The sequence below is a fragment of the Pseudomonas meliae genome (assembly GCF_001400515.1).
Taxonomy (GTDB): Bacteria; Pseudomonadota; Gammaproteobacteria; order Pseudomonadales; family Pseudomonadaceae; genus Aquipseudomonas; species Aquipseudomonas amygdali.
Window position 1 is genome coordinate 1 of the sequence record NZ_LJQT01000042.1, and the last position, 763, is coordinate 763.

Sequence of the window (763 nt, forward strand, 5' to 3'; positions counted from 1 at the left end):
TCGTCCTCGTGCACCCAGCCGTCTGGACCGTCTACCCAGATTTCAAAGGGCCGGTTAATGGCCACGTCCTGGGTGCCGGGGCGATTCAGGCGCTCGGTGACGCCTGCCTGGTCGAGAAAGTCCAGGACCAGCGTGTCTTCGGTCAGCCCTTGTTCCTCTGCGTCTTGCGAGTGATCTTGTTCTTGCGTCATGAATACTCCTTAGCGGTTCTCGAAAACCGATGAAAAGTCGATGTCGCGGGCCACGATGACGGTGATCACAGTGCCCGGCAGCAGGTGCGCGGTGTCCGGAATGTTGATGGTGCTGTCCAGCGCCTTGTTGGCCATGCTCTCCACGTTCTGCTCGCTGTTGTTCACCGTGTAACCTCCGGACCCTGAGCCTTTCTGCGTGGTGTTGGACGCAGCCTGGAGGGCGTCCTGGATGAATGACAACATCACCGCACCGCCGAAGCGCTGCATGTAGTGACGATTGATCCAGGCTTCGGTCCCGCTGGCTCCCATGGGGCCTGCACCGAGGCTGTCCAGCTTGGCCCGCACTCCCGATTGGGTTTCTATTTCGGTCCAGGTGGTGAATACGCTGGTTTCGCCTGGTCCAACCTCAACCGTCTGTTCGCCAGTGAGCTTGTCACCCGCCGCCGCAATCACTGTGGAGCCATCGGCGGAATACAGCGGATCGGTCAGACGGCAATCCACCAGCCCTGGGTGAGTGCTGATGATTTCGGTGTACAGCGCGCAGCGCGTGTAGGTGTTGTGGCTGACCAGGA

At 60.3% G+C, this 763-nt stretch carries 1 protein-coding gene and 1 pseudogene; both read right to left on the reverse strand.

The genetic code is table 11. The features are described from left to right. Positions 1-191: pseudogene (locus ALO64_RS01870) on the reverse strand (P-type DNA transfer ATPase VirB11); the annotation flags it as partial. 9 nt (positions 192-200) lie between these two features. Beyond that, the coding region (locus ALO64_RS01875; protein WP_162232051.1) for a TrbI/VirB10 family protein at positions 201-763 on the reverse strand (563 nt) is incomplete at its 5' end.